The 22,922-nt window shown below is 64.2% G+C and carries 20 protein-coding genes and 1 pseudogene; 9 read left to right on the top strand and 12 right to left on the bottom strand.

Annotated elements, in window-relative coordinates; all coding sequences use genetic code 11:
* Nucleotides 1–76 precede the first annotated feature (76 nt).
* The gene (locus IVB27_RS22395) at nt 77–892 is read right to left on the bottom strand and encodes an acyl-CoA thioesterase (protein WP_247445373.1); all 816 of its coding nucleotides are present in this window, start codon (nt 890–892) and stop codon (nt 77–79) included.
* 94 nt (nt 893–986) lie between these two features.
* Nucleotides 987–3,518, bottom strand: coding sequence for a glycogen/starch/alpha-glucan phosphorylase (locus IVB27_RS22390; protein ID WP_247445372.1), 2,532 nt, complete (start codon nt 3,516–3,518; stop codon nt 987–989).
* A gap of 218 nt (nt 3,519–3,736) precedes the next feature.
* Here IVB27_RS22390 and IVB27_RS22385 point away from each other — a divergent pair, with 218 nt between their 5' ends.
* Nucleotides 3,737–3,970, top strand: a complete 234-nt coding sequence (locus IVB27_RS22385) for a hypothetical protein (protein WP_247445371.1) — start codon at nt 3,737–3,739, stop codon at nt 3,968–3,970.
* A 75-nt stretch (nt 3,971–4,045) separates the two neighbouring features.
* On the opposite strand, the gene IVB27_RS22380 is transcribed toward IVB27_RS22385, so the two are convergent.
* Nucleotides 4,046–4,339 carry a GIY-YIG nuclease family protein gene (locus tag IVB27_RS22380; RefSeq protein ID WP_247445370.1) on the bottom strand — a complete coding sequence of 98 codons (294 nt, stop codon included), beginning with the start codon at nt 4,337–4,339 and terminating at the stop codon, nt 4,046–4,048.
* Nucleotides 4,340–4,521: 182 nt separating this feature from the next.
* Between IVB27_RS22380 and IVB27_RS22375 the strand changes: the two genes are divergently transcribed.
* Nucleotides 4,522–4,953: a hypothetical protein gene (locus IVB27_RS22375; RefSeq protein ID WP_247445369.1), complete on the top strand. Its 432-nt coding sequence runs from the start codon at nt 4,522–4,524 to the stop codon at nt 4,951–4,953.
* Nucleotides 4,954–5,074: 121 nt separating this feature from the next.
* Here the strand turns inward: IVB27_RS22375 and IVB27_RS22370 are convergent, their stop codons facing one another.
* Together IVB27_RS22370 and pyrE are read right to left on the bottom strand one after the other, a co-directional pair.
* The gene (locus tag IVB27_RS22370) at nt 5,075–5,848 is read right to left on the bottom strand and encodes a DUF2865 domain-containing protein (protein WP_247445472.1); all 774 of its coding nucleotides are present in this window, start codon (nt 5,846–5,848) and stop codon (nt 5,075–5,077) included.
* A 186-nt stretch (nt 5,849–6,034) separates the two neighbouring features.
* Nucleotides 6,035–6,598 carry an orotate phosphoribosyltransferase gene (gene pyrE / locus IVB27_RS22365; RefSeq protein WP_247348712.1) on the bottom strand — a complete coding sequence of 188 codons (564 nt, stop codon included), beginning with the start codon at nt 6,596–6,598 and terminating at the stop codon, nt 6,035–6,037.
* Between the two features lie 227 nt (nt 6,599–6,825).
* On the opposite strand from pyrE, the gene IVB27_RS22360 reads away from it, so the two are divergent.
* Nucleotides 6,826–7,452 carry a glutathione S-transferase family protein gene (locus tag IVB27_RS22360; protein ID WP_247445368.1) on the top strand — a complete coding sequence of 209 codons (627 nt, stop codon included), beginning with the start codon at nt 6,826–6,828 and terminating at the stop codon, nt 7,450–7,452.
* Between the two features lie 175 nt (nt 7,453–7,627).
* On the opposite strand, the gene IVB27_RS22355 is transcribed toward IVB27_RS22360, so the two are convergent.
* From IVB27_RS22355 to IVB27_RS22345, 3 genes and pseudogenes are all read right to left on the bottom strand, one after another.
* Nucleotides 7,628–8,263 (bottom strand): LysE family translocator, encoded by a 636-nt coding sequence (locus IVB27_RS22355; RefSeq protein WP_247445367.1) that lies wholly within the window; start codon nt 8,261–8,263, stop codon nt 7,628–7,630.
* Between the two features lie 140 nt (nt 8,264–8,403).
* Nucleotides 8,404–11,442, bottom strand: a complete 3,039-nt coding sequence (polA, locus tag IVB27_RS22350) for a DNA polymerase I (RefSeq protein ID WP_247445366.1) — start codon at nt 11,440–11,442, stop codon at nt 8,404–8,406.
* Between the two features lie 180 nt (nt 11,443–11,622).
* A pseudogene (locus IVB27_RS22345) lies at nt 11,623–12,678 on the bottom strand (acyltransferase family protein); the annotation flags it as partial.
* 196 nt (nt 12,679–12,874) lie between these two features.
* Here IVB27_RS22345 and IVB27_RS22340 point away from each other — a divergent pair.
* From IVB27_RS22340 to IVB27_RS22315, 6 genes are all read left to right on the top strand, one after another.
* Nucleotides 12,875–14,191, top strand: a complete 1,317-nt coding sequence (locus tag IVB27_RS22340) for a UDP-glucose dehydrogenase family protein (RefSeq protein ID WP_247445364.1) — start codon at nt 12,875–12,877, stop codon at nt 14,189–14,191.
* Nucleotides 14,192–14,314: 123 nt separating this feature from the next.
* Nucleotides 14,315–16,792 carry an ATP-dependent helicase HrpB gene (gene hrpB / locus IVB27_RS22335; RefSeq protein WP_247445363.1) on the top strand — a complete coding sequence of 826 codons (2,478 nt, stop codon included), beginning with the start codon at nt 14,315–14,317 and terminating at the stop codon, nt 16,790–16,792.
* 128 nt (nt 16,793–16,920) lie between these two features.
* Nucleotides 16,921–17,433: a TIGR02281 family clan AA aspartic protease gene (locus tag IVB27_RS22330; RefSeq protein WP_247445362.1), complete on the top strand. Its 513-nt coding sequence runs from the start codon at nt 16,921–16,923 to the stop codon at nt 17,431–17,433.
* A 63-nt stretch (nt 17,434–17,496) separates the two neighbouring features.
* Nucleotides 17,497–17,793, top strand: coding sequence for a nucleotidyltransferase family protein (locus tag IVB27_RS22325; RefSeq protein WP_247445361.1), 297 nt, complete (start codon nt 17,497–17,499; stop codon nt 17,791–17,793).
* Nucleotides 17,783–18,061, top strand: a complete 279-nt coding sequence (locus IVB27_RS22320; protein WP_247445360.1) for a HepT-like ribonuclease domain-containing protein — start codon at nt 17,783–17,785, stop codon at nt 18,059–18,061. Before IVB27_RS22325 ends, IVB27_RS22320 begins: the two co-directional genes overlap by 11 nt.
* A gap of 225 nt (nt 18,062–18,286) precedes the next feature.
* Nucleotides 18,287–19,786 (top strand): phosphomannomutase/phosphoglucomutase, encoded by a 1,500-nt coding sequence (locus IVB27_RS22315; protein ID WP_247445359.1) that lies wholly within the window; start codon nt 18,287–18,289, stop codon nt 19,784–19,786.
* Nucleotides 19,787–19,889: 103 nt separating this feature from the next.
* On the opposite strand, the gene IVB27_RS22310 is transcribed toward IVB27_RS22315, so the two are convergent.
* From IVB27_RS22310 to IVB27_RS22295, 4 genes are all read right to left on the bottom strand, one after another.
* Complete coding sequence (locus IVB27_RS22310; RefSeq protein WP_247445358.1) at nt 19,890–20,399, bottom strand: Lrp/AsnC family transcriptional regulator; 510 nt, start codon at nt 20,397–20,399, stop codon at nt 19,890–19,892.
* A gap of 67 nt (nt 20,400–20,466) precedes the next feature.
* Nucleotides 20,467–21,420: a sugar kinase gene (locus IVB27_RS22305; protein WP_247445357.1), complete on the bottom strand. Its 954-nt coding sequence runs from the start codon at nt 21,418–21,420 to the stop codon at nt 20,467–20,469.
* 8 nt (nt 21,421–21,428) lie between these two features.
* Entirely contained in the window at nt 21,429–22,367 is a 939-nt protein-coding gene (gene nudC, locus IVB27_RS22300) for an NAD(+) diphosphatase (protein ID WP_247445356.1), read from the bottom strand.
* Nucleotides 22,368–22,378: 11 nt separating this feature from the next.
* Nucleotides 22,379–22,798 (bottom strand): HIT domain-containing protein, encoded by a 420-nt coding sequence (locus IVB27_RS22295; protein ID WP_247445355.1) that lies wholly within the window; start codon nt 22,796–22,798, stop codon nt 22,379–22,381.
* Nucleotides 22,799–22,922 lie beyond the last annotated feature (124 nt).

The raw sequence follows: 22,922 nt of genomic DNA, 5'->3' as shown, positions 1-22,922 counted from the left end.
AAGCAATCCAGAATCCCTCAGCGGAAATAGTCTGGATTGCTTCGCTGTGCTCGCAATGACGAATCCGCGGAAGCGCCTACGCCTTGAAATACGCAATCTGCGTTGTCGTCGCGAGCAGTCGCCCGTTCGGGGACCACAGCTCGGCGTTCTGGTCGGCGTAGCTCTTGTGCATGATCTTCGCGTCGGCCGTCGCGAGCACACGGGTGATGTCCTCGGCCGCGAGCTCTTCACTGTCAGTGTGAAAATACGTCGTCAGCGACACCGTGCCGAACGGCACCAGCTCGCGCCGCGCGTGGAAGATGCGGCCGAAGAAGGCGTCCGACATCGACATCAGCGACGGCATGTCGAGCTTGCGTGGCGTGCGGTCGCCGATCCATATTTTTGAATAGGTGCTGGCGAGCTCGGCCTGCGGCGGCCCGATCCTCATCTCGCCCTCGACAAACCGGAATTCATACTGGTTGGCCCAGGACGCCGCGATCTTCGGGAACGGCAGCGTCTCTTCGAACGGCTTAGTGTCAGGATATTGCGCCACCCTGTGCTCCCAGGACGGCCGGCGTTCGGCGAATACGGCAGTGGCGAGCGTTGCGACCTCGCCGCCGCCTTGCGACAGTTCGACGTTCCAGTGCTGGCTGGAGCGGTTGGCCTTCACTAGCCGCAGGTCGAGATCAAACGGCCCCTTCGCGATCGGCGCGCAGTAATTGACGGTAAGCGCCAGCGGATCACCGGCGCGTTCCGGATGGTCGATCAGCGCGCGCAAAATGGTCGCCGCGGTGACGCCGCCGAACGGGCCGACGAAGGCCCAGTAATCGTCACTGGTGTGCCCTTGCCAGCTGCTATCGCCCGCGGTGATGCGGGTGGCGTCGTCGAAAGGGTGCGGAAGCTTGGCGTGCATTGTCATGTCCGGCGCTCAATGACGGACGTCATATCACGTCCGTCGCTGGCCTGTGCAATTACCTCTGGAGTAGCCGATTTCACGCTGCGGAAAATCAGCCGGCCGCGCCGCGCTGGTCCTCCGCGTCCTGGAATGGCGGCGTGATCGGATTGACCGGTACATTCCAGATTTCCTCGGCATATTCGCGGATGGTACGGTCGGAGGAGAACCACGCCATGCGCGCGACGTTGAGGATGGAGGCGCGCGTCCAGGCCGGCGCCACTTGCCAGCGCGCATCGACGCTGCGCTGCGCCTCGTAATAAGAATCGAAATCGGCGCTGACCATGTAATGGTCGAGGTAGCGTAGCGCGTGCGCGATGGATTCGAAGCGGCCGGGATCGCCGGGCGAGAACTCGCCGGCGCCGATCGCATTGATGGCGCGCTGGAGCTTTGGCGAATTGCGGATCACGTCGGAGGCGTCCAGCCCCTGCTTGCGCCGCATCATCACGTCGCCGGCTTCCATGCCGAAGATCGCGATGTTCTCCGCGCCGACATGGTCGCGGATCTCGATGTTGGCGCCGTCGAGCGTGCCGATGGTGAGAGCACCGTTCAGCGACAGCTTCATGTTGCCGGTGCCGGAGGCTTCCATGCCGGCAGTCGAGATCTGCTCGGACAGGTCGGCCGCCGGAATGATCACCTCGGCGAGGCTGACATTGTAGTCCGGCAGGAAGACGACCTTGAGCTTGCCGTCGATCGCGGGATCGTTATTGATGACTTCCGCAACGTCGTTGATCAGCTTGATGATCAGCTTGGCGTAGCGGTAGCTCGCGGCCGCCTTGCCCGCAAAGATCTTCACCCGCGGCACCCAATTGCCGCTGGGATCGTCCTTGATCGCCTGGTACAGCGCGACTGTCTCGATGACGTTGAGAAGCTGGCGCTTGTATTCGTGGATGCGCTTGATCTGCACGTCGAACAGCGCGGTCGGATCGACCTTGATGCCGAGCCGCTCGCCGATCAGGCGGGCGAGCGCGGTCTTGTTGTGAAGCTTGACCGCGCGGAATTTGCGCTGGAATTCGACGTCGCTGGCGCGGGCTTCGATCAGGCTGAGCTGCATCGGATCGTCGAGCACGGCGTCGCCGCAGGTCTCGCGCAACAAATCTGTCAGCTTCGGGTTCGCCAGCATCAGCCAGCGGCGGAAGGTGATGCCGTTGGTTTTGTTGGTGATGCGGCCGGGATAAAGATGGTTGAGGTCGTGGAACACGGTCTCGCGCATCAGGTCCGAATGCATCGCCGAGACGCCGTTGATGCGGTGCGAGCCGACGAAGGCGAGCTGGCCCATGCGCACGCGCCGCCCGCTCCTCTCGTCAATCAGCGAGACCGAGGCACGGAAGTCGATGTCGCCGGGCGCGCGCGCTTCGGCGAGCGCGAGATGCTGCACGTTGATGCGGTAGATGATCTCGAGATGCCGCGGCAGCAGCCGCTCGAACAGCTCGACCGGCCAGGTCTCGAGCGCCTCGGGCAGCAGCGTGTGGTTGGTGTAGGATAGCGTAGCGACCGTGATCTTCCAGGCTTCGTCCCAGCGGAAATTGTGCAGGTCGACGAGGATGCGCATCAGCTCGGTGACGGCGAGGCTCGGATGGGTGTCGTTGAGCTGCACCGCGACCTTGCTCGACAGGCCGCGGAGTTGGCCGTCCGACGCAAGATGCCGCTTGATCAGATCCTGCAGCGAAGCCGAGACGAAGAAATATTCCTGGCGCAGCCGCAACTCGCGTCCCGCCGGACTCTCGTCGTTCGGATAGAGGAATTTGCAGATCGCTTCCGCGCGCGATTGCTCGGCGGTGGCGCTGACATAGTCGCCCTTGTTGAAGGCGTCGAGCTTCAACGGATCGGGCGAGCGCGCCGACCACAGTCGCAGCGCGTTGACGTGCTGACCGCGCCAGCCGACGATCGGCGTATCATAGGCGATCGCCTGCACGGTTTCGGACGGATGCCAGATCGCGCGGTCGCGGCCCTTGTCGTCGACATGCTCGATGCCGCCGCCGAAATTGATGTCATAGATCACTTCCGGCCGCTGCAATTCCCAGGGGTTGCCGAAGCCGAGCCATTCGTCCGGATATTCCTGCTGCCAGCCCTGATTGATGATCTGGCGGAACAGGCCGTAATCATAACGGATGCCGTATCCGATCGCGGGGATCGACAGCGTCGCCATGCTTTCCATGAAGCAGGCGGCGAGGCGGCCAAGGCCGCCATTGCCGAGCGCGGCGTCCGGCTCGCATTTGCGCAGTTCCGGCAGCGATACGCCGAGATCGCCGAGCGCGACCTCGAAGATCTTGAGAAGCCCCATATTGTTGAGCGCGTCGGTGAAGAGACGGCCGATCAAAAATTCGAGCGAGAGATAATAGACGCGCTTGCGCCCGGCATCGTAGCTGCGTTTCTCCGCGCTGAGCCAGCGATGCACGATACGGTCGCGCAGCGCCAGCGCCGCGGCCTGGTACCAGTCGTGCCTGGTCGCCATGCCCGCGTCCTTGCCGACGGCGAGGCGCAGCTTCGCCAGGATCGCGCCCTTGATCTCAGCCAGTGCGAGTTCGTCGATGGGCTGGCCGGGTGCGGGTGCGGGAAAATTGGGCTGGAACGATGAATCTTGCAAAGCCGTCACTTCCTGGTCGAAAGACTACTACTCACCCTACGCATCTTGGCACCGTACCGGAACCATCGCTGGCGCGGCCGTGCACTGCGCTGGCGTAAAATTATGCAAGGAACGGGCCGATTTGGGAACCCGGACGCCTACGGGGAAACGTGGATTTGGTGCTAGAATGGCGGCAGATTCAGCCATCAGTGTGGAGAAGACGTCCCATGAAGCCTCTGATGAGACTGCTGATCGAAATCGCCGCGGTCGCCTTCCTCGTCGTCTGTATCACCGCCTCCGGCGCAGCCTTCGCCGCCGGCGAGACGGGCCGCAGCGCCGACGGCCTGAGTTGCGCCGTCACTCTCCCGCAAAACGCATCCCCCGCCATGCGCTGCGCCGCCATCAAGCGCCAATGCGGAGGCAAGTTTTATGCGAGCGCGTGTGGGGACAGGCTGATGTCGGCGGCGAATTGAGGGAAGTGTACTGCGCCGAAATTGGTGTCGTCCCGGCGAAGGCCAGGCGAAGGCCGGGACCCATAACGACCGCGATCAGAGAAGATGCGATAGATCGCGCCAATCCGGATTTTCCTGTTCGATCAGGCGAATCTTCCAGTCACGATGCCACTCCTTTAACGCCTTCTCACGCGCGATCGCTTCGGATGGTGAAACGTATGTTTCAACATACACTAGCCGCGTCACACCATACTTGGTGACGAACTTCGAACCGCGTCCCGAACGATGCAGGGACAATCGATTGCTCAGGTCATTGCAGACGCCGATGTACAAAGTGCCGTATCGCCGGCTCGCTAGAATGTAGACGTAGTACGCGGCGGGTGCATTCATTGCTGGGCGCCCATTTCCAAGACGTCTGACAGCGGTGGTTATGGGTCCTGGCCTTCGCCGGGAGGACCCTGTGGAGGCGCTGGAACAAATTAAGAACACTTTAGCAAGTCTTTGATATATCGTTGTGATTCGGCGTGCGGCCGACACCATATCTAGCGTCCGTCAGACTTTGCGAGGACTACATGTCCACCATTGCCTTCGATCAATTTGCCCTCACCAGGATCGCCGATTTCGCGCGCTCGCTATCGCGGCTGCATCAGGCGGCGCGGCGTTACGCCGTCGATGACGACCAGTTCGACCGCGAGTTCAATGCGGTGTGCCAGTCGATCTGGCGTTACACCATCGACGACGTCAGCGACGATTTGTTCTCGGCCGAGGACCATCTGTTCCTCGACACGCTGGACGAAGCGCATGCGCGCATCTTCGCGGCCGAGCAGGGCTACGACCTCGTCGACGATCAGGGCATGCTCACCGACTGGTGGGGCTTTTGCTGGATGATCTTGGCCGAAAAGCGCGGCCTGCTCACGGCGGACAACCGCGCCGCCGCGCGCGCAGCGATCGAGGAGAAATATCTGGCGGCGCCGAACGTGATCGGGGTGATCATCGGTAGGTAGTGCTCTCGCTCCTCATCCTGAGGAGCGCGCTTGCGCGCGTCTCGAAGGATGAAGATCGAGCTGCCCGAGTCGGGCCTCTATGGTTCGAGACGGCGCTACGCGCCTCCTCACCATGAGGATCTCAATCCAGCCCCGCCCGCTTCGCCGGCTTCTGCGTCTTCGGCACCGTCACGTCAGGCAGCGTCTCGCGCACGATCTCCGCGGCGGGGGCATCCGCCGCGACCGTCTCTGCGCGCACCGGCGCCACCCTCATCTCGCCGAGGCGCGCGCGAACCTGCGCCGTGAGGCCGGGATAGGAGGCAACCGGGGTGAAGTCGGCAGCCTGGTCGTTACCGACGCGGATGCCGGTGTAGGCGACGAGGCCGTCGGTGGTGGCGATCACGTCGCCGGGTTTCAGCGACGAGTCCAGTGCCAGATCGACCGGAGCGAGGCCGACCGGCTCGCGGCCGTTGCAGGTGCAGTCGGCGCGCAGCGCCTTGCGATAGGCGAACGCATTCTCGCTGTCGGCGTAGCGCTCGCCGGTCTGCGACGCGGCGCCGTCGATCGAGGAGCCGAAATAGATTTTTGTCGTGCTGGCAGGACAGAATGCCTGACACATCTGCGCCGGCGAGGTGAGGCCGCGCATCAGCGGAAAATATTTGCCGTCGCAGCTGCGCACGCAGAATGCGGGTCCCGAGCCGCCGGCCGCCGCCGATCGCGTCGGCGGCACGTATTGCGGGGATGCGGCGTTCTGCTGGCCGGTGAAGGGGTCGGTGTAGGAGCTCGCCTGTTTCGGCACCTCACGCTGCGGCCGCTGCTGCTGCATTCCGCCGAAGAAGAAGTCGAACAGGCCTTCGGCCGAAACCGGGGCCGGAGCCGCAAGCAGCGGTGCTGCCAGTGTGGCGGCGACAAGCATCACGCGCCGCGGCCGGCGCGCATGGGACATGACTGTACGCAAACGCTTACTCCACCCGACGCTACGCGACCGGCCGGGACCATCAGATCTCAGCACATGATTCACCATAACGCGGGGTGGTAAATGAGCGGTTGAGGGCGAGGCTTCGTGCCCCGGATGCTGCGGTGCGCCCGGGACGGGGCGCCCTTAAGCCTTCAAAAACTCCGAGGCCTTGTACAGCGAGCGGAACGGCAGGCCGGCCGCGCCAAATGTGTCGTCGGCGCCTTCCTCGCGGTCCACCATGGTCAGCACCAGCACCACTTCGGCGCCCGCCTCGCGCACGGATTCCACCGCTTTCAGCGCCGAGCCGCCGGTGGTGGTGACATCCTCGACGATGACGACGCGCTTGCCCTCGAGCGTCTCGCCCCTGGGCAGTCCCTCGATGACAAGCTTCGCGCCATGCTCCTTCGGCTTCTTGCGCACGAAGAAGGCCGCGATCGGATGGCCCTTGATCCAGGAGATCTGCGCCAGCGCGCCGGCCAGCGGCACCGCGCCCATCTCGAGCCCGCCGATGAAATCGAGCTGGTCGTCCTTCAGCGCTTCATAGGTCAGTTCGGCAAGCAGAGTGGCGCCCTCCGGATCGAGCATGGTCGGCTTGAGGTTGAAGTAGAAATCGCTCTTGCGGCCCGACGCGAGCGTCACCTCGCCGCGGCCGAAGGAGCGCCGGCGGATGATCTCGAACAGTCGGGCGCGGGAGGCTGATTTAGACACGGCGGGCCCTCGGGAGCGTTTTTGGAAGTGGCGGAATTTATCCGCGACGGACGCGACATTCCAGAGGGGGCTTCCCCCGTCAACAGGGATCGGCCATCCCCGCCCGCCGGTTGTGGGGGTGCAACCTTCTGGAGTAGGTGGATGCCAGATATCTCTTGGGCAGGAAACTGGGCCACGAAACTGGCCAAGGAAACTGCGCAAGGTAACGGGGCAAGGAAACGCGAAAAATGACCATCGAGCTGCACACCTGGAACACGCCGAACGGCCGCAAGATCTCGGTCGCGCTGGAGGAAATGGGGCTGCCCTACAAGGTGGTGCCGGTGAACATCAGCAAGGGCGAGCAGATGGCGCCGGATTTCCTGAAGCTCTCACCCAACAACAAGATTCCGGCGATCCTCGACCCCGATGGGCCGGACGGCAAGCCCGTCAGCCTCTTCGAGTCCGGCGCGATCCTGCTTTATCTCGGCGAAAAGACCGGCAAATTCCTGCCGAAATCGCTGGCCGGCCGCATCCCGGTCTATGAATGGCTGATGTGGCAGATGGGCGGCTTCGGCCCGATGCCGGGCCAGGTGCACCATTTCATCGCGCTCGAGAACGAGCAGGACCGCGCCTACGGCCTCAAGCGCTATATGGCCGAGACGCGCCGACTCTACGGCGTGCTCGACCGCCGGCTAGCGGACCGCGATTTCGTCGCCGGCGAGATCTCGGTTGCCGATTTTGCCATCCTGGGCTGGGCATGGCGCCACCCTCGCCACAAGGTTGAGCTGGCCGATTTCCCCAACGTCAAGCGCTGGTACGAGGCCCTGATGGCCCGCCCGGCGGTGAAGCGGGGCATGGAGGCGAAGCTGGATTGAGGTTTCTTCTCCCTCCCCCGCTTGCCCCTTGCGGGGGAGGGTGGCTCGCCGCGCAGCGGCGAGCCGGGTGAGGGGCCTGTCTCGCCGAACTCACCCGCATCTGTGCTCGAGGAGAGAACCCCTCATCCGGCGCTTCGCGCCACCTTCTTCCGTAAGGGGAGAAGGAAAAAAGCAGTCACACCTTCTTCGCTTCCACCGCCATCCGCACCGCGAGCCCGGCCAGCACCGTGCCCATCAGCCAGCGCTGCACCAGCATCCAGCTCGGCCGACTCGTCAGAAACAGCGCGATCGATCCTGCCGCGAGCGCGATCATCGCATTCACGCTGACACTGATCGCGATCTGGATCGCACCGAGCACCACCGACTGCGTCAGCACGCTGCTGGCGGTAGGGTCGATGAACTGCGGCAGCAGCGCGAGATACAGCATCGCGATCTTCGGGTTGAGCAGGTTAGTGACGAACCCCATTGCGAACAATTTGCGCGGGCTGTCGATCGAAAGCTGCTTCATCTGGAACGGCGAGCGCCCACCGGGCTTCACCGCCTGCCAGGCGAGCCACAACAGATAACCGGCGCCGGCAAAGCGCAACGCGTCATAGGCAAAGGGAATGGCGAGCAGCAGCGCCGTGATGCCGAACGCCGCGCACAGCATGTAGAACACGAAGCCCAGCGCCACGCCGCCGAGCGAGACGATGCCCGCCGCCGGTCCCTGCGTGATCGAACGCGAGATCAAGTAGATCATGTTCGGCCCGGGCGTGAGCACGAGGCCGAGGCAGACCAGAGCGAAGCCAAGCAGGGCGGACGTGTGGGGCATGGCTGAACCGGTGCGAGAGACGGCACGGTTTTAATGTGCGGGGGATCGCGAGGCCATCGCGCAATTGCACGGAGGACAATTCAGGTGCGGCCGCACGCGCTACGCTGCCTCGCCCCGCAAGCGGGGCGAGGCAAGAAAAATCAGTGCGCCTCGTCCCAATTGTTCGCCGCGCGCGCGTCCACATGCAGCGGCACCGAGAGCAGCACCGCCGGGAACGGCGCGTCCTGCATCACGTGCTGCACGACCGGCAGCGTCGCTGCGACCTCGGCGTCGGGCACTTCGAAGATCAATTCGTCATGCACCTGGAGCAGCATCTGCGCCGACAGCTTCTTCTCGGCCAGCGCATCCTCCATCCGCGTCATGGCGCGGCGGATGATGTCGGCGGCGGTGCCCTGGAGCCGCGCGTTGATTGCCGCGCGCTCGTTGAAGGCGCGCACCGAGGCGTTCGAAGCCTTGATGTCGGGATAGTACATCTTCCGGCCAAACAGCGTGGTGACGTAGCCGTGGCTCCGGCAGAAATCCCGCGTCTCGTCCATATAGGCGCGGATGCCGGGGAAGCGCTCGAAGTATTTCTTGATGTAGGCGGAGGCCTCCTCGCGCGCGATGCCGAGCTGGTTGGCGAGGCCGAACGCCGAAATGCCGTAGATGATGCCGAAATTGATCGCCTTGGCGCGTCGCCGGATTTCGCTCGGCATGCCCTCGATCGGCACGCCGAACATCTCCGATGCCGTCATGGCGTGAATGTCGAGACCGTCGCGAAACGCCTGCTTCAGCACGGGAATGTCGGCGATCTCGGCGAGCAGCCGTAGCTCGATCTGCGAATAGTCGGCGGAGACGAGCTTGTGCCCCGATGTCGCGATGAAGGCGCGCCGGATCTTGCGTCCGTCCTCGGTGCGCACCGGAATGTTCTGCAAATTCGGCTCGTTCGACGACAGCCGGCCCGTCGTGGTCGCGGCCAGCGCGTAGGTCGTGTGCACGCGGTGGGTCTGTCGATGGACGTAGGTCGGCAGCGCGTCGGTGTAGGTCGATTTCAGCTTCGAGACCTGGCGCCACTCCAGAATCTTCTTCGGGAGGTCATGGCCCTGCTCGGCCAGCTCGTCGAGCACCTGAGCGGTGGTGGACCACGCGCCGGTCTTTGTCTTGGTGCCGCCGGACAGTCCCATCTTGCCGAACAGGATATCGCCGATCTGCTTCGGGCTACCGACATTGACGGGCTCGCCCGCGATCCCTTGGATCTCGGCTTCGACGCGGGCCGCGGTTTGGGCGAAGTCGCCGGAGAGACGCGACAGCACCTGGCGGTCGATCGAGATGCCGCGCCGCTCCATACGTGCGAGCACTGTGACCAGCGGGCGTTCCAGCGTCTCGTAGACGGTGGTCATGTGCTCGGCGACAAGGCGCGGCTTCAGGACGCGCCAGACGCGCAAGGCGATGTCGGCGCCTTCCGCCGACAGCGGCGCGGCCTTGTCGATCGGCACCTGGTCGAACGTGATCTTGCCCTTGCCGCTGCCGAGCAGCTCGTTCTCCTTCAGCATGGCGTGACCAAACCAACGCTCGGAAAGCGACTCCAGCCCATGCGAGCCGCGGCCGGCGTCCAGCACATAGGAGATCAGCTGCGCGTCGTCGGCGTTGCGCAAGGTGATGCCGTGTTGCGCCAGCATCACGGCGGTGAATTTGACGTCGAAGCCGATCTTGAGAATGCCTGATGATTCCAGCACCGGCCGCAGCGCTTCGATAGCATCGTCGTGCTTGACTTGATCGGGCGCGAGGCCCGCGTCGAACAGGCCGGCGCCGCCGCCGGACTGCTTGTGCGCCAGCGGCACGTAGCAGGCCTCGTTCGGGGCCAGCGCCAGCGCGATGCCGCAGAGATCGGCCTGCATCGGGTCGATCGAGTTTCCCCGGATCTCGACCGAGACATGGCCGGCATCATGGATGCGCGCGATGAACGCGTTTAATTCCGCGAGTGTCTTGATGGCCTGGTACTTGCCGCGATCGACCGGAAGCTTGCGCAAAACATCTTCGCGCGCGGCTGCGAGAGAAATCGGCGCGCCTTTCGGGCTCGCGGCCTTGTCCTCTTTGCTCGCCGATGCGTTGCGCTGGCCCGCCTGAACTTGCGCCGGCGTGCCGGCTCCTGGTGCCGGCACGACGTCCGAAGGCGGCAGCGGCGAGAAGACGCTGGCGCCGCTGGCATAGCCGGGATCGGCATCGACGTTGGCAGGATCAATCTGCGAATAGTCGGCAACGCGGCGCGTCAGCGTCGTGAACTCCATCGCCTTCAGGAAAGCGACCAGCTTGCGCGCATCGGGCTCATGGACGGCGAGATCGTCCAGCGGCACCTCCAGCGCGACCTTGTCGTCGAGCAGCACGAGCTGGCGCGAGATGCGCGCCTTTTCCGCATGCTCGATCAGCGCCTCGCGCCGCTTCGGCTGCTTGATCTCGGTGGCGCGGAACAGCAATTGGTCGAGATCGCCATATTCGGTGATCAGCTGTGCCGCGGTCTTGATGCCGATGCCGGGCACGCCAGGAACGTTGTCGGTGGAATCGCCGGCCAGTGCCTGCACTTCCACCACCTTCTCCGGCGGCACGCCAAACTTCTCGATCACCTCGGGGATGCCGATGCGGCGGTCCTTCATGGTGTCGTACATGGTGACGCAATCGGTGACGAGTTGCATCAGGTCCTTGTCGGAGGACACGATGGTCGCGCTGGCGCCGCGCTCGCAGGCTTGCCGCACATAGGTCGCAATCAGATCGTCGGCCTCGAAGCCGACCTGTTCCAGGCAAGGCAGGTCGAACGCGCGCACCGCTTCGCGGATCAGCGAAAATTGCGGGATCAGATCGTCAGGCGCAGGCGGCCGGTGGGCCTTGTACTCAGGATAGATCTTGTTGCGAAAGGTCATTTCCGACTTGTCGAAGATGATTGCCAGATGCGTCGGCCGGTTGTCGGGGGGCATGTCGCGCAACAGCTTCCACAGCATGTTGCAGAAGCCGAGCACGGCATTGACCTGCAGGCCGTCGGACTTGCGGTTCAGCGGCGGCAGCGCATGGTAGGCGCGGAAGATGTAGCCGGAACCGTCGACCAGGAAGACGTGGTCGCCCTTGCCGGCCGGCTTGGCGGCGACGGGTTTGGCGGCGACGGGCTTGGCGGACGTGGGTTCGGCAGCTTTCGGGGAGATTTTGGGCATGCCGCAATGTATGAATTTTTGCGGGCTTTGACAGCCTTGCGGGTGGGATTTTTAGGGCAGTGACGCAGCTATCCCCCGCTGTCGTGGGGGCATCCAGTACGCCGCGGCTTATCGGTCGATCACTGCGATCTCTGGAATACTGGGTCGCCCGGTCGAGCCGGGCGACGACAGCGAGCCCGGCTGCAGCCGCGCCCCGGCCTTCTTCGGTACAATCCAGAATGCATCCGGCCGCTCGAACAGGAAATTGGCGTTGAGCCGCAACGCCGCCTGCCAGATCGCGAGTGCTCCGATCACGCCGACGATGGTGACGATCAGCGACACCGTGCCGATGTCGGGAATGACACCCGTGCGTAGCAGCAGGGTTCGCGTGGCCGCCATCGGCAGGAAGAAGGCGAGATAGATCACGATCGAATGCTCGCCGCAGAAGCGGAAAAAATTCAACCAGCGGCCGCGTGCGAGCAGCGTGCCCATGGTGATGATGGCGCAGGCGCCGGCGAAGCCGAGCACCAACGACACGATCTTCCATTCACTCGCGCCGAGTGTAACCAGGCCGGCATTGACCAGCGCCCATGTCGCGAGCGCTGCCAGCGCCCATGCGGGATGATTGCGCGCGCGGTCCGCCAGCGCGAACACGTAGGGCGCGAACAGGTAGCCCGAGTAGAAATAGACGAAGCGCGCGCAGAACTCGTCGATCGCGGTCCAGCCGGTTGCAACACGCGCCGTCTCCAGCGCGGCCGCGATAAGCCAGATCGCGGGCGGTGGGATTCGCCGTGTCAGTTTTGTGACGACGAAAAAGATCGGCAGCAGATAGATGAACCAGAGCGTGCCGAACGGCTCGACGAAGGATTCCAGATACAGCAGACCGGCGTCGCGCCAGCTGGTTTCGGCGGCGAATGCGGGGGCCTTGAAGCCGAACTGGATTGTCACCCACACGACATAGAAATAGGCGAAATGCACCACCTTGCGGTCGAGATAGGTTCGCCAGTCCCGGTCGATCACCAGTGGCAGGAACAGGCCCGAAATCAGGAAGAAATCCGGCATCCGGAACGGCTTTGCGAAGGCCACGGCGACATGCATGAAACCGGTCTGGCCGGCGGCGAGCTCGACCCCCAGCACCGAATGCATCATCACGACCATGACGATGCAGATGCCCTTGGCGTAATCGACCCAATCGACACGCGCAGCAGAGGGGGCCTTGAGCCCCCCGCTCGTGGCGATTGTGCCCGATGATGCCATGGTGTCCCTTTTCGAGGCGTGTTCCGCCCGGATCTGTGTGAACGCGGAGCAGTGTGGCGCCTTGCGGCTTTCGATTTGTTTACCGTTGCAATTCAAGTGCCCGGTTTTTGCGGGCTGACGGTTCCCTTCCATGGGGAAAATGCTAAACCTTTCCCCGAATTGGGATTTCATTAACCAAGCCAAAACAGGTTTTTTCATGCGAATCGCGATGATCGGAACGGGCTATGTGGGACTGGTGTCCGGGGCCTGCTTTGCAGATTTCGGTCACGACGTCATCTGCGTCGACAAGGACGAGAAGAAGATCGCTGCACTTCATCGCGGCGAGATCCCGATCTACGAACCCGGGCTCGACGAACTCGTTGCGACCAACGTCAAGGCCAAGCGGCTGGAGTTCACCACCGACCTGTCCAAGCCGGTCGCCGATGCCGATGCCGTGTTCATCGCGGTCGGCACGCCGTCGCGCCGCGGTGATGGCCACGCCGATCTGTCCTATGTCTACGCCGCTGCGAAAGAGATCGCGCAGTCGCTGTCCGGTTTCACCGTCGTGGTGACGAAGTCGACCGTTCCGGTCGGCACCGGCGACGAGGTCGAGCGCATCATCCACGAGACCAACCCCAAGGCCGACGTCGTCGTCGCCTCCAACCCCGAATTCCTGCGCGAGGGCGCCGCGATCCGCGACTTCAAGTTTCCCGATCGCGTCGTCGTCGGCACCTCCGACGAGCGCGGTCGCAAGGTGATGGGCGACATCTACCGTCCGCTGTCGCTGAACCAGGCTCCGCTGATGTTTACGGAGCGCCGTACCGCCGAGATGATCAAATACGCCGCGAACGCCTTCCTCGCGACCAAGATCACCTTCATCAACGAGATCGCGGACCTCTCCGAAAAGGTCGGCGCCAACGTGCAGGAGGTCGCGCGCGGCATCGGGCTGGACAACCGCATCGGCACCAAATTCCTGCATGCCGGCCCCGGCTTCGGCGGCTCGTGCTTTCCGAAGGACACCAAGGCGCTGATCAAGATCGCGCAGGACTACGACGTGTCCTTGCGCATCGTCGAATCCGTGCTGGCGGTCAACGAGAACCGCAAGCGCGCGATGGCCCGCAAGGTCAGCCAGGCGCTCGGCGGCTCACTGCGCGGCAAGACCATTGCCGTGCTCGGCCTCACCTTCAAGCCTGACACCGACGACATGCGCGATGCCCCGTCGATCCCGCTGGTCACGGGCCTGATCGACATGGGCGCGAAGGTGAAGGCGTTCGATCCCGTCGGCATGGAGCAGGCCAAGGGCGAACTGCCCAACATCACCTATTGCGAGGACGCCTATTCCTGCGCCGAAGGTGCCGATGCGCTGGTTGTCGTCACCGAATGGGTGCAGTTCCGCGGCCTCGATCTCGCCCGGCTGAAGGCGACCATGGCCCAGCCCGTCGTCGTCGATCTCCGCAACATCTACCGCCCCGAGGACATGGCTGCGGCCGGCTTCACCTACGAAAGCATCGGCCGCCCGCCGGTGCAGGGCTGATCGCCACATATGATTGTCATACCCCGCGAAGGCGGGGTATCCAGTAATCCTGATCTTCTTAATCACGGGGATCTGAGTTTACTGGATCACCCGCCTTCGCGGGTGATGACGGGACGGAGATACTTGCCCCGCACTTTCGACACGCCCCTTCCGATCGATGCCGTGCTCGACCACCTCTCGCGCACGCTGGAGGCGCACAATGCGGCCGTGCTGGTCGCCCCTCCGGGCGCCGGCAAGACCACGCGCGTGCCGCTCGCGCTGCTCGATGCCCCCTGGGCCAAGGGCAAGAAGATCATCGTGCTCGAGCCGCGGCGCATTGCTGCGCGCGCCAGCGCCGACCGCATGGCCAAGTCGCTTGGCGAGAGGGCCGGCGAGACCGTCGGCTACCGCGTTCGCTTCGGCTCAAAAATCTCGCGTGCGACCCGCATCGAGGTGGTGACCGAAGGCATCTTCAGCCGTCAGATACTCGACGATCCCGAGCTGTCAGGCGTCGCCGCCGTCCTGTTCGACGAATTCCACGAGCGCTCGCTCGATGCCGATATGGGGCTTGCGCTGGCGCGCGACGCGCAACAGGGCCTGCGCGAGGATTTGCGCATCCTCGTGATGTCGGCAACGCTCGATGGCGCCCGCGTGGCAAAGCTGCTTGGGCAAGCGCCCGTCGTCGAAAGCGAGGGCCGCGCCTTTCCCGTCGAAACACGCTATCTCGGCCGCAAGGCGGATGCGCCGGTGGAGCGGCAGATGGCGGATGCGATCGCATCCGCGCTACGCGCCGATAGCGGCTCGGTGCTGGCGTTCCTGCCGGGTGCCGCCGAAATCCGCCGCACCCAGAATTTCCTCAGCGAACGCGTGCAGGATGCCAGTATCGAAATCGTGCCGCTGTTCGGCGCGCTCGATGCCGCGGTGCAGGACCGTGCCATCTCGCCGGCGCCGAAGGGCACGCGCAAGGTGGTGCTGGCGACCTCGATCGCGGAAACCTCGCTCACCATCGAAGGCGTGCGCATCGTCGTCGATTCCGGTCTTGCCCGCGTGCCGCGTTACGAACCCGACATCGGGCTGACGCGGCTCGAGACCGTGCGCGTCTCGCGCGCGGCGGCGGACCAGCGCCGCGGTCGCGCCGGCCGCACCGAGCCCGGTGTCTGCTACCGGCTCTGGGACGAGCCGCAGACGGCGTCTCTGGCGCCCTATACCCAACCGGAAATCCTCAGCGCCGATCTGTCCTCGCTGGTGCTCGATCTCGCGCAATGGGGCATCGCTGACGCTGCCGCGCTGTCGTTTCTCGACCCGCCGCCGCCGCCGGCCTGGAAAGAAGCCAAGAGCCTGCTCTCCGAGCTCAATGCGCTCGATGGCGACGGCCGCATCACCGCGGAAGGCAAGAGCCTGCGTGCGCTGGCGCTGCCGCCGCGGCTGGCGCGCATGATCGTGGATTCGCATCGTGCCGGCGAGGGCGAAGCCGCCGCCGAGATCGCCGCCATCATCACCGAGCGCGGGCTCGGCGGCGACAGCGTCGATCTCGAACACCGTCGCGACCAGTTCCGCCGCGAGCGCTCGCCACGCGCAACGAGCGCGCGCGACCTCGCCCGGCGCTGGGCTTCACAGGTGGCGGCGTCAGAGAAGACGGCGGCCGGAGAAGGTGACCTCTCGACCGGCCTGATGCTCGCCTATGCCTTCCCGGATCGCGTCGCGCGGAATCGCGGCAATGGCAGTTTCGTGCTTGCCAACGGCCGTGGTGCCGCCGTCGATCAGACATCGTCACTTGCCCGCGCACCTTATATCGCGATCGGCGAGATGACGGGGACGGCGGCGAGCGGCCGCATTCTGCTCGCCGCGCAAATCACGCAGGACGAGATCGAGCAGCATTTCGCCGAGCATATCGAATCCGTCGACGAGATCTCGTTCGACCGCGGTGCGATGGCGCTGCGGGCGCGGCGCAAGCGCGCGCTGCACGCGATCACTCTCTCCGAGGCGACGCTTGCCGTGTCGCCCTCGGAGGAAACCGCGCGCATCTTCGCCGACGGGCTCATTGCCGTCGGCCTCGACCGGCTGCCCTGGTCGAAGGCAGCAAAGCAATGGCGCGACCGCGTGATGTTTTTGCGCAAGGCCGAAGGCGGCAGCTGGCCCGACCTGTCGGACGACGGCTTGATCGCGCGGCGCGACGACTGGCTGGTGCCGGCGCTCTACGACAAGATCGCGCTGAAGGACATCTCCACCGGCGATCTCTCCGACGCGTTGATGGCATTGTTGCCGTGGGAGATGCGCGCGCGGCTCGACCGCGAGGCGCCGACGCATTTCGAGGCGCCGACCGGCAGCGTGCTCGCGATCAACTACGAGGCCGAGCAGGGGCCGACCATCGCGGTGCGGCTCCAGGAATTGTTCGGCCTCAACACCCATCCGTCGGTCGCCGCGGGCAAGGTGCCGCTGGTGCTGGAATTGCTGTCGCCGGCGCAGCGCCCGGTACAGGTGACGCGCGATCTCCCCGGTTTCTGGCGCGGCAGTTACAGCGCGGTTCGCTCCGACCTGCGCGGCCGCTATCCGCGCCATCCCTGGCCAGAAGATCCGGCGAATGCGCTGCCGACCCGGCGAGTCAAGCCGCGCGGCACCTGAGAGTTACGAAGGCGCATTAACCGTCCGCTCATCCTTTTCGTCAAAATAGCACCGCTCTGGCCGCAGCGTCGCTCGCGGGCTGGCTTGCCGCGTGGTCAAATCGAGCTTTCCGGCTCGGAAGTGGTGTAATGCGTAACATAATGATCTTGGCGGCGATCATGATCGGCCTCGGCACTTTCATGGCGCAGATGGCGGACAGGATGAGCTCCGCCTCGGCGACGTCGGTGCCACGCACGACGGTGGCACTCGCGTCCACCGCGCCGGCCGGCGGCCGCAGCCTCAGCATCCCCCGCGACGGACGGGGTCATTTCCAGACCGACGGCCGGATTGAAGGCCAGCGCATCGGCTTCATGGTCGACACCGGGGCCTCCGTGGTTGCGCTGAACGAGACCTCGGCCGCCCGCTTTGGCCTGCGTCCCTCGCGCGGCGATTACAATGCGACCGTCTCCACCGCCAACGGCACCATCAAGGCCGCGCGCACCCGTATCGCCATGCTCGATGTCGGCGGCCTAATCGTGCGCGACGTCGACGCCATGGTGCTGCCCGACGAGGCGCTGTCCGAGAACCTGCTCGGCCTCTCCTTCCTCTCCCGCCTCAAGCGTTTCGAATACGCCAGCGGCCAGATGGTGCTGGAGCAGTAAGGGTCTCCCCGGCGGCCTTGTTAGGCCCTCCCGCTGGGGCGGGCGGAGTGCTATATTCCGCCAATGAACAGTCCCGATGCGATTGCCATCTTGCGACAGTCCGAACCTGCCCTGCGCGAGCGGGGCGTTTTGCATGCCGCGTTGTTTGGCTCGGTGGCGAGGGGCGAAAGCCATTCCGGCAGTGATGTCGATATCATAATCGAGATCGATCCCGATGCGCGGATCACGATCTTCGATTACGTCGAGCTCAAGGAATATATTGCCAATCTTTTTGACGAGCCCGTTGACGTCGTCAACCGCGACGGCCTGAAATCATACCTCGCTCCCGCAGCGACGGCTGACGCTGTCTATGCCTTCTGATCGCATCGAGGGGACTCTCCGCGACGTCTTGCATCACATCGATCTGGCGATCGAGTTCGCCGGAGGCCTTGATCGCGATGCGTTCGCGGCGGATCTACGGACCGTCTATGCGGTAACGCGGTGCCTCGAGATCATTTCAGAAGCATCTCGCCGCCTGCCTGATGACTTGAAAACGAGGCACCCAGCGATCGCGTGGAAGCAGATGGCGGCTGCGGGCAATGTCAATCGCCACAACTATGAGGACGTTGCGCCCGTTTTGGGTGGGTGACGGTTCAACAGGCTCTTCCGCCTCTAAAGGCCGTCGTTGAAGAGGAGGTTGCACGCCGGCAGAGTTAGCCCATTCTGGTCAGAGAGGCATATCACGTCGCGGGTACAAACCCCGTTACCAAACCGCCGCAATTATCCGCCATAAGCCTTCATTCCCGCCTTCCGCTGCGGCCCGGCATTCGCTAAGGCTGCACCAAATCCTGCCTCATTTCGCGAGACCGTCTCAATGTTTCCCAAGCCGAAATCCGTCTTGCTGCCCAACACTTACGCCTTCGAATCCGAGCCGATGGTGAAGGCCACGGGTTTTCGCGAATACGACGCGCGCTGGTTGTTCCAGAAGGAAATCAACCTGATGGGAATCCAGGCGCTCGGCATGGGGCTGGGTGCGCTGATCGCCGAGCTCGGGGTCAAGCAAGAGATCGTCACCGGTCATGATTTCCGCGGCTATTCGGCCTCGATCAAATACGCGCTGATCTCCGGCCTGATGGCAGCAGGCTGCAAGGTGCACGACATCGGGCTCGCGGTGACGCCGATGGCCTATTTTGCGCAGTTCGATCTCGACGTGCCCTGCTGCGCCATGGTCACGGCCTCGCACAACGACAATGGCTGGACCGGCGTGAAGATGGGCGCCAATCGCCCGCTGACCTTCGGTCCCGACGAGATGACGCGGCTGAAGGAGATCGTGCTGGGCGCCGAGTTCAAGAACAGGGACGGCGGCTCCTACCAGTTCCACGAGAATTATCCGGCGCGCTACATCGCCGATCTTACCAGCCGTCCGAAGCTCAAGCGCAAGCTCAAGGTCGTCGCGGCCTGCGGCAACGGCACCGCCGGCGCGTTTGCGCCGCAGGTGCTTGAAGCGATCGGCTGCGAGGTGATTCCGCTCGACACCGAGCTCGACCACACCTTCCCGAAATACAATCCGAACCCTGAAGACATGGAGATGCTGCACGCCATCCGCGACGCGGTGCTGCAGCACAAGGCCGATGTCGGCCTCGGCTTCGACGGTGACGGCGATCGCTGCGGCGTCGTCGACAACACCGGCGAGGAGATCTTTGCCGACAAGGTCGGCGTGATGCTGGCGCGCGACATGTCGGCGATCCACAAGGACGCGCAGTTCATCGTCGACGTGAAGTCGACTGGCCTGTTCATCACCGACCCGGTGTTGCAGAAGCAGGGCGCGAAAACCACCTATTGGAAGACCGGCCATTCCTACATGAAGCGCCACACCCACGAGATGGGCGCGCTCGCCGGCTTCGAGAAGTCCGGCCATTTCTTCTTCAACAAGCCGTATGGCCGCGGCTATGACGATGGCCTGGTGTCGGCGCTCGCGATCTGCGATATGCTCGACCGCGCCCCCGGCAAGTCGATGGCGGACTTGAAGAACGCGCTGCCAAAAACCTGGTCGTCGCCGACCATGTCGCCGCATTGCGCCGACGAGACCAAATACGGTGTCATCGACAAGGTGGTGAAGCACTTCGAGGGCTTGCAGGCGAAGGGTGCCAAGATCGGCGGCCAGTCGATCCGCGACCTCGTCACCGTCAACGGCGTGCGCGTCACGGTCGAGGACGGAAGCTGGGGCCTGGTGCGCGCCTCCTCCAACAAGCCCGAGCTCGTCGTCGTGGTCGAGAGCCCGGTCTCCGAGCAGCGCATGCACGACATGTTCGAGATGGTGAACAGCGTGCTGCGCACGCATCCCGAAGTCGGCGAGTACAATCAGAAGATCTGAGGCGCGAGGCTAGCGTCACTTGCTGTCATGCCCCGGCTTGACCGGGGCATCCAGTACGCCGCGGCCTCAAGCCGGGCGATGACTGCGTCTGCGTGGTGAGACCCTACGCCGTCACCACAGCCGGAATCGGCAGCGTGGTCACCGACTTGATCTTCTCCATCGCGAAGCGCGAGGTAACGTTCTTCAGCGGCACGGCGCTGATCAGCTTCTTGTAGAACACGTCATAGGCCTGCATGTCCGCGACCACGACGCGCAGCATGTAGTCGACGTCGCCGGCCATGCGATAGAACTCCATCACCTCGGGCATGGCGCTGACGGCTTCGGCGAACTTCTTCAGCCAGGCGTCGGAATGGTCGGCGCTCTCCACCGACACGAACACGGAGATGCCGAGCCCGATCTTGTTCTGGTCGACCAAGGCCACCCGCTTGATGATCACGCCGTCGGCCTCCAGGCGCTGGATACGCTTCCAGCAGGGGGTCGAGGACAGGCCGACGCGGTCGCCGATCTCGGCGACGGAGAGGGAGGCATCGTCCTGAAGGACCATCAGAATCTTGCGGTCGATGGCGTCGAGGCGGCGGCTGGTCTCGGGGATCTGGACAACGAGATCGGTCATTTGAAGAACTTTGTTCCATTTCAAGGGGCGTTTTCCCTGATATAGAGAAAATCTTTCTATAGCAAGTCTATAATCTCGGCGCTCGATCGAGCGTCGCCGTCTGCGACATGCTTAAAAGCTTTTCAACTTCAATACGTTGCGGAGACGCCATGCCGCCGCCGTGGCGGGTGCATTTCAACGCTGCGGCGGCCGCGGCGAATTGCAGCGCCTCCCGCACGCCGCCGCCTTCGGCGAGACGTAGCGTGAAGGCGCCATGGAAGACGTCGCCGGCGCCAAGCGTATCGACGGCCTGAACCGCGAACGCCGGCGTCTCCTCCAGCTCCCCCGCTTCGTTCAGCCAGATCGTGCCGCGCGGGCCGCGGGTGGCGGCGAGGAAGGCGGGCGTGAGCGCGGCCAAGCGCTTCAACGCCGCGCCGTCATCGGCGATGCCGGCCGTCTCCTGCACCTGTTCGCTGGCAAACAGCAGGTGCGAGGCGACCGTGAGCAGGCTGTCCTGCAACGACATCGCGCGATCGACGCCAACGATGACGGCAATGGCGCGCCGGCGTGCCTCTGCGCAGAGCGAGGTCGCGAATGTGGCGCAGCGGCTTTCGACGAGAACCGCCCGGCAATCGGCGAGTAGTGCGTCGGCGTCCGGCAGCTTCACGGTCGACAGCGCGGGATCGCGATAGATGGTGAGCGTTCGTTCGCCCGAGGGCTCGATCATGATCGCCGAGACGGGCGTCATCAGCCCCGGCATGCGCACGATTTGTGTGGTCTCGATGCCTTCAGCTTCCATCCGTTCGAGGATGAAGCCGCTCGAAATCTCCCGGGCATCGCCCATGGGGCCCGCGAAAGCGACGCGGCCACCAAGCCGCGCCATGGCGATCGCAGCATTGAGCGCGTTGCCGCCGCAGATCTCCGCGAGATCGGTGGCATTCGCCTTGCTGCCGCGCGCGGGCACGGCCTCGACACGAAAGGTCAGGTCGCGCACGGGAATGCCGATGCAGAGGATGCGCGGCGCGATCCCTGATGCAGCCATCGGCGGTCTCAGCTCTTGCCGTGCACCCAGCGGCCGAGCAAATGATGGGCGATGGCGAACGGATGCGGACCGGCGAGCCCGTCGGGATGCGTCCGCGTCAGCATCAGGGCGGCCTCCTCGCGCGTGAACCAGCGCGCATCCTCCAGCTCCGAATGATCGACTACGATGTCCTCGCTCACGGCCCGCGCGCTGCAGCCGATCATCAGCGACGACGGATAGGGCCAGGGCTGGGTCATGTAATACTGCACGTCGGTGCAGCGGATCCCGGACTCTTCGAGGATCTCGCGGCGCACCGCGTCCTCAATGGTTTCGGCGGCCTCGACGAAGCCGGCGAGGCACGAATACATGCCCGGCGGAAACTGCTTCTGGCGGCCGAGCAGGCATTTTTCGCCGGAGGCGACGTGCATGATCACGACAGGGTCAGTGCGCGGGAAATGCTCGGCCTTGCAACTCGGACATTCGCGCTTCCAGCCGCCTTCCTTCATCCCGGTCCGCGTGCCGCAATTGGCGCAATAGCCGTGGCGCTGATGCCAGCTCACCATCGATTTCGCCATTGCGATCGCCGACAGCTCCTCCGGGCGAACTGCGCCCTGCATCGCCATGCCGCGCAACTCGGTGAGGGCATAGTCCTCGCGCCCGACCAGCTTCTCGGACGCGGCCTGCGACAGGCCCATACCGAACATGGCGGCGCCGTCGCGCAGACCCAAGAAGATCGTACCGGGATTGGCGCCGCATTTCAGCGCCTCGTCGATGCCCAACAGGGCGCGCATTTTGTCGCCCTCGCGCTTCACCAGCAGCGAGTCTCGGTAGACGATATAGGCGCGCGACGACGGCTTCTGCTCCATCGCGAACAGCTTTTCGTCGTCGCGGCGCAGATGCGCGGCGCGGTCGAGAATGTTGGTGACGAAGGCCGGTTGTCCCAGCGGAAACGAGTCGAATGCTGACATTTCTTGTTCTTTCAACCCAACCAGATCTTGCGGCGAAGCGCGCTGATGAAATTCTGCACCTCTGTGGCATCGTGCGCCAAGGGCTGCATCACGCCCCAGACCGGCCGCGGCCAAGCGGCGTCGCCGGTGCGGCGCGCGATGATGTGGACGTGAAGCTGCGGAACGAGGTTGCCGAGCGCCGCGATGTTGAGCTTGTCGCAGTTGGTGATCTCCTTCAGCGCGCGCGAGACGCGGGAGATCTCCGTCATCAATTGCGCCTGCTGCACCTCGTCGAGATCGATGATCTCGACCGCATCCGTGCGCCGCGGTACCAGCAGCAGCCAGGGATAATGCGCGTCCTTGATGACCAGCACCTTGGACAGCGGCAAATCGCCGATGTCGATGGTGTCCTCTTTCAGGCGGGAGTGCAGCGACCAGGTGAGATCAGACATATGCGTTTCCGGATGGCCCGATGGGTTCGGGCCCGTTTGGCCGGACCATACGATACGGAGTCAGCGAGGGGAAGGATGGCGCTCCCCTGCCGCTGCATACGCGCTCGTCGTCCTGGACAAGAGC

It is taken from the genome of Bradyrhizobium sp. 197 (assembly GCF_023073375.1).
Lineage (GTDB): Bacteria > Pseudomonadota > Alphaproteobacteria > Rhizobiales > Xanthobacteraceae > Bradyrhizobium.
Note: the sequence above shows the minus strand (reverse complement) of the source record. Positions and strands in the feature narration are given on the sequence as shown.

Bases quoted from the DNA above. Each gene is read 5' to 3' on its own strand.
- IVB27_RS22325 (WP_247445361.1), top strand. From the start codon at position 17,497: ATGAACAGTCCCGATGCGATTGCCATCTTGCGACAGTCCGAACCTGCC.
- IVB27_RS22360 (WP_247445368.1), top strand. From the start codon at position 6,826: ATGACCATCGAGCTGCACACCTGGAACACGCCGAACGGCCGCAAGATC.
- IVB27_RS22385 (WP_247445371.1), top strand. From the start codon at position 3,737: ATGAGACTGCTGATCGAAATCGCCGCGGTCGCCTTCCTCGTCGTCTGT.
- IVB27_RS22295 (WP_247445355.1), bottom strand. From the start codon at position 22,798: ATGTCTGATCTCACCTGGTCGCTGCACTCCCGCCTGAAAGAGGACACC.
- IVB27_RS22375 (WP_247445369.1), top strand. From the start codon at position 4,522: ATGTCCACCATTGCCTTCGATCAATTTGCCCTCACCAGGATCGCCGAT.
- IVB27_RS22370 (WP_247445472.1), bottom strand. From the start codon at position 5,848: ATGCTTGTCGCCGCCACACTGGCAGCACCGCTGCTTGCGGCTCCGGCC.
- IVB27_RS22380 (WP_247445370.1), bottom strand. From the start codon at position 4,339: ATGAATGCACCCGCCGCGTACTACGTCTACATTCTAGCGAGCCGGCGA.
- IVB27_RS22310 (WP_247445358.1), bottom strand. From the start codon at position 20,399: ATGACCGATCTCGTTGTCCAGATCCCCGAGACCAGCCGCCGCCTCGAC.
- IVB27_RS22395 (WP_247445373.1), bottom strand. From the start codon at position 892: ATGCACGCCAAGCTTCCGCACCCTTTCGACGACGCCACCCGCATCACC.
- nudC (WP_247445356.1), bottom strand. From the start codon at position 22,367: ATGTCAGCATTCGACTCGTTTCCGCTGGGACAACCGGCCTTCGTCACC.
- IVB27_RS22320 (WP_247445360.1), top strand. From the start codon at position 17,783: ATGCCTTCTGATCGCATCGAGGGGACTCTCCGCGACGTCTTGCATCAC.
- IVB27_RS22305 (WP_247445357.1), bottom strand. From the start codon at position 21,420: ATGGCTGCATCAGGGATCGCGCCGCGCATCCTCTGCATCGGCATTCCC.
- IVB27_RS22330 (WP_247445362.1), top strand. From the start codon at position 16,921: ATGCGTAACATAATGATCTTGGCGGCGATCATGATCGGCCTCGGCACT.
- IVB27_RS22315 (WP_247445359.1), top strand. From the start codon at position 18,287: ATGTTTCCCAAGCCGAAATCCGTCTTGCTGCCCAACACTTACGCCTTC.
- IVB27_RS22340 (WP_247445364.1), top strand. From the start codon at position 12,875: ATGCGAATCGCGATGATCGGAACGGGCTATGTGGGACTGGTGTCCGGG.
- polA (WP_247445366.1), bottom strand. From the start codon at position 11,442: ATGCCCAAAATCTCCCCGAAAGCTGCCGAACCCACGTCCGCCAAGCCC.
- IVB27_RS22355 (WP_247445367.1), bottom strand. From the start codon at position 8,263: ATGCCCCACACGTCCGCCCTGCTTGGCTTCGCTCTGGTCTGCCTCGGC.